Origin of the sequence: Zhongshania sp. (genome assembly GCF_041584495.1) — a bacterium.
Classification (GTDB): Bacteria; Pseudomonadota; Gammaproteobacteria; order Pseudomonadales; family Spongiibacteraceae; genus Spongiibacter.
Genome location: NZ_JBFHDY010000153.1, coordinates 1 through 6,227, shown reverse-complemented (window position 1 = coordinate 6,227; position 6,227 = coordinate 1). Strand labels below are relative to the sequence as shown.

The 6,227-nt window shown below is 48.4% G+C and carries 5 protein-coding genes; all 5 read right to left on the bottom strand.

The genetic code is table 11. From position 1 onward, the window contains the following. Window positions 1-492 (bottom strand): DNA methyltransferase (locus ABYP33_RS16825; RefSeq protein ID WP_373092307.1); only part of this gene is annotated, 492 nt, incomplete at its 3' end. Further along, on the bottom strand, window positions 493-1,068 hold the full coding sequence (locus tag ABYP33_RS16820) for a hypothetical protein (RefSeq protein WP_373092306.1): 576 nt from the start codon (window positions 1,066-1,068) through the stop codon (window positions 493-495). Window positions 1,069-1,134: 66 nt separating this feature from the next. After that, window positions 1,135-2,571: a DUF6880 family protein gene (locus ABYP33_RS16815; RefSeq protein ID WP_373092305.1), complete on the bottom strand. Its 1,437-nt coding sequence runs from the start codon at window positions 2,569-2,571 to the stop codon at window positions 1,135-1,137. Window position 2,572: 1 nt separating this feature from the next. Further along, the gene (locus ABYP33_RS16810) at window positions 2,573-3,814 is read right to left on the bottom strand and encodes an RNA-binding domain-containing protein (protein WP_373092304.1); all 1,242 of its coding nucleotides are present in this window, start codon (window positions 3,812-3,814) and stop codon (window positions 2,573-2,575) included. A gap of 16 nt (window positions 3,815-3,830) precedes the next feature. Further along, on the bottom strand, window positions 3,831-6,227 hold a 2,397-nt coding region (locus ABYP33_RS16805; RefSeq protein ID WP_373092303.1), incomplete at its 5' end, for a helicase-related protein.

The following is a 6,227-nucleotide window of genomic DNA, read 5'->3' as shown; positions in this document are numbered from 1 at the left end:
TTTAATTGCCGGAACATTATTTCCATCTGCACCAAACCAAATCCGATTATCTAATACCATTTTTTCAAAAACTTCTTTGGTATATAACCAGCAGCGACCATTGGGAACCGTATGTGTTTTACCATTTGGTGCAGTCAACACATAAAACTGGCTCTTTGTTCCATGACCGCCTTGCGCTGTCGCATCGGCCGCCTTCCAGACTCCCCGAGGATCCTCGTCTAGATTTTGGTAGCGCGCATTCATTTCCGCCGAACGTTCTAATAAATTCGGGTGCCATTCAAGCTTGTTTTTAGCATATACAACAATAAAGTCATGCGACTCCGAAAACCATTTCACCGCGTTTTGAGGGCTATAACGCTTTTCCCAGATAAGGGTTGCAACAAAATTCTCCTCCCCAAAAATCTCATCGCACATCCGCCGCAGATTTTCGACTTCGTTGTCGTCAATCGAGATAAAAATCACGCCATCTTCGCGCAGTAAATTGCGAGCCAATTACAGGCGCGGAAACATCATATTTAGCCACTTGGTGTGAAAGCGACCTTCATTGGCGGTGTTGGTAGAGAAGGTGCGGCCAGCGCTGTCTTTCAAACCCGCGTATTGCAAATAGGTGTCTAGGCTTTCGCTAAAATTGTCGGGGTAAATAAATTCTTTACCGGTGTTATAGGGCGGGTCGATGTAGATCATTTTTACCTGCCCGTAGTAGCTTTTTTGTAAAAGCTTGAGCACTTCGAGGTTGTCGCCCTCAATAAAGAGGTTTTCGGTGGTATCGAAGTCCACCGACTCTTCGCGGCAGGGTTTGAGGGTGGCGCGGCTGGGTTCTTGAATTAGGCGCAGGCTGTCGCGTTTGCCGGGCCAGTCCATGCCATAGCGCTCGCGGCGATTGTCATAAATCTCGCTAAACTCACCCAGCTCTGCTTTTAGACGTTCAAAATCGAGGCAGCTTTGCACTTCGCCAGCCTCGTTCAGGGTTTCGGTAAACACGCCGGGGAATAATTGCTTTAATTCCTTTTTACGCTGTTCGCTGATACTAAGCGAGCTGCCATCCATTTCGGTATTAGGGCTAGTCATGGTGCATCCTGTATCTGGGCTGTGTATTTGGTTTATGCAAATTAGTGATGTTTAGTAGCAGCGATTTCATTCTGGTTTATCAGCTTCATTCGGGTAATCGGCCGCGGCCCAGAACGAGCGCTTACGCCAGTGCTTAGCTTGTAATTCGGTGATATACGCTTGGCCGCTAATTAAAGGCTGATAGGTCTTTTGTGTTTTATCCAGCGTTAGCAAGGCATTAAAATAATCGGCGGCGTGGTGATACGCGGTGCTGCGGCCGCGATCCAAAATGTCGCTCAATAGTGTTCGGTAGCACACTATGGCGGCGAGCTTGTCTTTGTGTTGCTTAAAGACGGAAAGCCAATCGCGTACGTGGCTGTAATGAAACGTTGCTATTTCTGCCGCTCTGGTCACGAGGGTAGTTGCTGCCAATTTTTCTTCGTTTACTAGCAACAACATTTCAATGGCGTTGCCAATATCCTCATTGTTTGGCGCGATGTTAAGCACGGTTTGGCGCAGTGCTTTACGCTCTTTTTTATCTGCCATTTCCCAGTAACAGAGCAGGTTAACTAAACTCGGCGTGGCGGCAAAGTCCTTGCGAAAGTTTTCTTTCACTTCAGCAATTTTGCCTTGCTCCAACAGTAATTGGGTAGTGAGTTTTTTGTGCAGGCCGCGCTCCGCGCTCCAGCCTGGTTGATCTAGCCAGTGCTGGGCGCGCTCGTAATTTTCGGTGTACAGGGAAAATTCAATCAATGACTGCATTTGCTGTTCATTGGGCTGGGGGCTTTGCAGCAGGGTGGCTTTTTCAAACATGCCTAAGTCTTCAAGTGCCTCAGCTACTGACCGCAAGCCAATGCTAGCGTGCGCAGCGCGCGGATTGTAATTGAATCGCTCTGATTTATCTGACCTAGCCTGCAGCAAGGCTTTTTTAATATCATTTTCAAAACGCCACGCGAGCTGGGTAAGCTCGTCGTCGCTTAACAGCAGCGCACCATGACGGATAATATTATCAAAACAGCCGTAATCGTTATTATCGAAATAAAAGCGAACCTTGGCCACCCAGTCTATTTTTACATCAGCGTGCTGCGCTCGAATTTGTGCGGCGATATCGAGCCATAGATCAACTGCGTCTCGATAAACTTCACCAACATCGCCGCTAGAATCGTCGCAGCGATTCATTATGCTCTCGCAGGTTTCGAGAAAAGCTTCTGTTAACTCCAGTGCCGACACGGGGTTTTGCTCCCGCACCAGAGTATCTATGTCGATCAATAAACTTTGCAGGCTGCACGAAAAGCGATAAGAGGATTTAAAGTCGATAAATTCATGGCTGGTCTTCAGCTCATTAATCTGGCCGAGGAGGATTTCCTGTAAGCCTGAGCCTGATTCGAAAATGCCTGGCATATCACTTGCGACGATATGCCGCTCAATAATATCGTCTATATCGCCGTAAATACCGTAAACGGCGGCGAGCATATTAATCAACTGCTGTTTTTTTAAGGGCTTTAGGGCTTTTTCAATCGACATATTAATTGGCTTCTTTACTCGCGGCATAGATTGTTAGCAGTAATTCCTTGTCGTCTATTAGGCTATATTCTGGGCGCTTGGCGCTAAGCCGCTCACTGGCATTCATAATTTTAGGTACACCCTCGCCGCGCCGCTCGATAAGTGCTTGGCGCCCAGCTTCATCGCGAGCATTGTAGTAGCGGCTGAGGAGGTTAACGATATTCTCATTACGAGTGACAGTATTTTCCATTAGTCCATCTAAGGTCAGGCTATTGGCTAAGGCGCCGGGGCTGTATAGTTCAAGGCGATTGGCAAACATATGCAGGCGAATACGGCGGCCGGTCATGGAATAGTCGCGATGGGCTACGGCGTTAACAATGGCCTCAAACACCGCGCCCAAGTCGTATTGAGGCAGGTCTTGACGACCCACGATTTTGACCGCCTCTACGCGCATATTTTTTCGCACAAAATCAAAGGCGCCGTTAATCTGCTGGTCTAACGCGCCGTTAAAATCGGCGGCGTCGAGCTGATCGTTAGCATCGCGCTCCGTGCCGCTATAACAAACACATTGAATATAGGCATTACTCAACCATTGCCCCGGCTCTTGGCACAGTAGTAGAACCCCACTCACCGACAAGCCTATTTCACCCTCATTAATCGCGCTGAGGTGTAATTTTCGCAGCTGTTCACTTTCTGGGCTGTTCGCTTTTAAAAAGCGCTGTAACAGGCTTTTGTCAATATCGGCCAAGCTGGTATTGGGCACATGGGTTTCATCAAAACGAATAAGCCGCGACTGGCTGCGCTGCTGAAATAAACGCGCCAAGACTTCTGGTTTCATTTCTTGTTTGGTGGAACCAACCCGCTGGTAGTAGCGGCCACTGCTGGCGTGAACCATGATACTGCGGGGAATTTCAACGTACACCACATTTTTAAGATCGCCCTGCCGGTCGGGCAGTTGCAGCAAGCGGGTATCTATTTTTACCGGAGGCTGGATTTGCTGCTGACTTATATCCACCACCCATTCTTCCACTTTGGCAACTTGCTCGTCGGCAATACCAATGACATCGCGGTTTTTGTCGTCTACGCCAAGTAATAAACGCCCACCTTGGCCATTGGCAAAGGCGGCAATTTCGTGGGCCATTTTATCGCGATTTGGGCCAACTAAGCGCTCGCCCTCAAATTTAAGGGCCTTAAATTCGATGCTGGAGTCTTCGCCAAGGCGAATATGAAACAGCAGTTCTTTGCTGAGTTTTTCTCTGTTCACGCCATTCTCCCACCGGCTAGTGGCTTAATGTCCAGCGAATACTGAACAGGGTTTGTTGGTTTATGCTTAATTCCAGCTTGGCACTTATCTCGTCTAATAAGGCGTCTTCTTCGGCCTCAATATGCTTTCTAGCTTCATGGTATTCGCTTAAGGCATCGTCGCGTTTGCGTTCGAGCTTACGCAATGCTTTCTTTGCCGCCACTTTCTCTGCGGTCGAGGCCAGCTGCCGTGCGGCCTTTTTTAGCAGTTTTATTTCATCATCCAATTCATTAACGGTGAGTAAGAGCGCTTGCCGGCGATCTTCTGCCCAGCGCTCGAGCTTATCGCTTTCTTGTTCAAAATACTGCTCTAGCTGTGCTTGGGTTTGCTGTTCTTTGCTGGCAATGACGTCTTTAACCAATGCTTCAAACACCGAGGTATCGAGACTAAACGGCTCTTGGAGAACGCTCGCGGGAATACACAGTAAATGAGCGGCGTTTTCTAAGCTCAAGTCTTCACCCGCGTCGGTCTTCGCTAACGCGAGCAGATGATGCTCTTCAGTATTGGCGTATTTAAAGGTGAGTTTAATAAGCTGCAATACCCCGCTTTGCCCAATTAGGGGCTGCAGCGCAGCATAATGCCCACCGTCTAAGGCACCATAGCAAAATTGCAAATGGGCTTGCTCAAGGCTGCGCGCCTTTGCGCGGTGAACTAAGTCCCACGCTAAGTAATGCTCACTGCTTTGCAGCCGGAAAAACTCTGCGTTATTTTCCTCGGCCAGTACCCAGCTTAAATCGTAGCGGCTGTCTTGGTAATGAAAATGGTTGCGGTTGAACGTCGCCTCTGGCAATTCTGCTCTGGCGAGGTCTAGCAATACTTGCTCATAGTCTTTTAAAAAATCCTGACTGCGATCGCGTCGGGTTTTTAGCGCGGCGACAACATCGCGGTCGAAATGACTCAGTAGGGTTTGGCGGGCAGCCTCTTCTTGAACCGACAGCACCTCTTCCATATCACGCTGCAATTGATCAAATTGGTATTGTATTGCTTCGTCATTACGGCACTTTTGATAAATTTCGTATATCCGTTTTTCAATATCTATCGCGCTTTCAATGGCACCGAGAATTTCGTCAGAGGCGCCAAATACCCCTTCAAAAAGTTTGAGCTTTTCACTTAGCAATTGAAACACCCGCTGGTCTGCAGGGTTTTTACGGTTTACAAAATTGACCACCACCACGTCATTTTTTTGGCCATAGCGGTGAATCCGACCGATACGTTGCTCTACTTTTTGGGGATTCCACGGCAGGTCGTAATTAATGAGTACGGAGCAAAACTGCAGGTTAATACCTTCGCCACCGGCTTCGGTAGAGATCAGGATATCGGCGCCATTACTTTTAAAATGATCGACAATGGCGGCTTTCATGTCGGCGGTTTTCGAGCCGCTAATCCGTGCTGAGCCTTGATGCTGGCTTAGCCAATTTTGATAGATGGCTTTGGATTGAACATCATTATTGCTGCCATTCAATAACACTGTACGGCCTTGAAAGCCGTTGTTTTCCAGTAAATCGCTCAGGTAACGCTGGGTGCGACAAGATTCAGTAAAAACGACGGCTTTGCGTTTGCCGCCGAGACTTTCAGTCATTGCCAGCGCTTTTTCTAATACCCGCAGTAGAGCGTCACCTTTGGCATTACTGGTGATAGTTGCGGCCAACTGCTGATATTCACTTAACTGCGCGATTTCTTCGGCAAGCTTGCTCTGTTTCGAGCCAGGGTTCGCTGACTCGTCGTCGAACTGATCCAGCCAATCGTCGGCTTCTTCTAGATCTGTCAGAGAGTCTTCGTCTAGTAACTGCTGCGCTTTTAAGCGCGTAATCATGCCCGCCAAAGTATCGGCAAGGGCAAATGACGACGACGCTAAAATCTTGCGAATACCAATACTCACCAAGTGCCGTGCCTTAAAGGATATCGCCTGTAAATCGGGCTGCTGCAAATAGGCTGATATTTTCTGATAGAGTTCCCACTCCTCGGCATGGGGAGTAAAGTCCTGTGTCAACGAGTAGCGATTGGTAAAATTAATACCGCCTTCTTGCTGTACTTGTTTGCGCAAGGTTCGGTGACATAGGGGTGTAATGCGTTTTTTGAGATCTTCTAGCGCTGCGCCGCTGCGTTGGCGATTTACATAGAGGGTGCGAAAAGACTTAGCATCGCCAAAATAGTGCTCGTCGATCACCGAAGCAAGACCGTACAACTCCATTAGATTATTTTGAATTGGCGTTGCCGAGAGCAGCACCCGCAACTCAGCATGACGGGTCGCATCCACCACCGCCTTTGCCTGCTTGCTGCCCTTATTCTGATACACATTCCGAAGCTTGTGAGCCTCGTCAAACACCACTAAATGCCAGTCAATTAGTCCAACGCGGTCTTTTTGCGCGGCAAT

Coding starts and splice junctions, on each gene's coding strand:
- ABYP33_RS16820 (WP_373092306.1), bottom strand. CDS start 1,068: ATGACTAGCCCTAATACCGAAATGGATGGCAGCTCGCTTAGTATCAGC.
- ABYP33_RS16815 (WP_373092305.1), bottom strand. CDS start 2,571: ATGTCGATTGAAAAAGCCCTAAAGCCCTTAAAAAAACAGCAGTTGATT.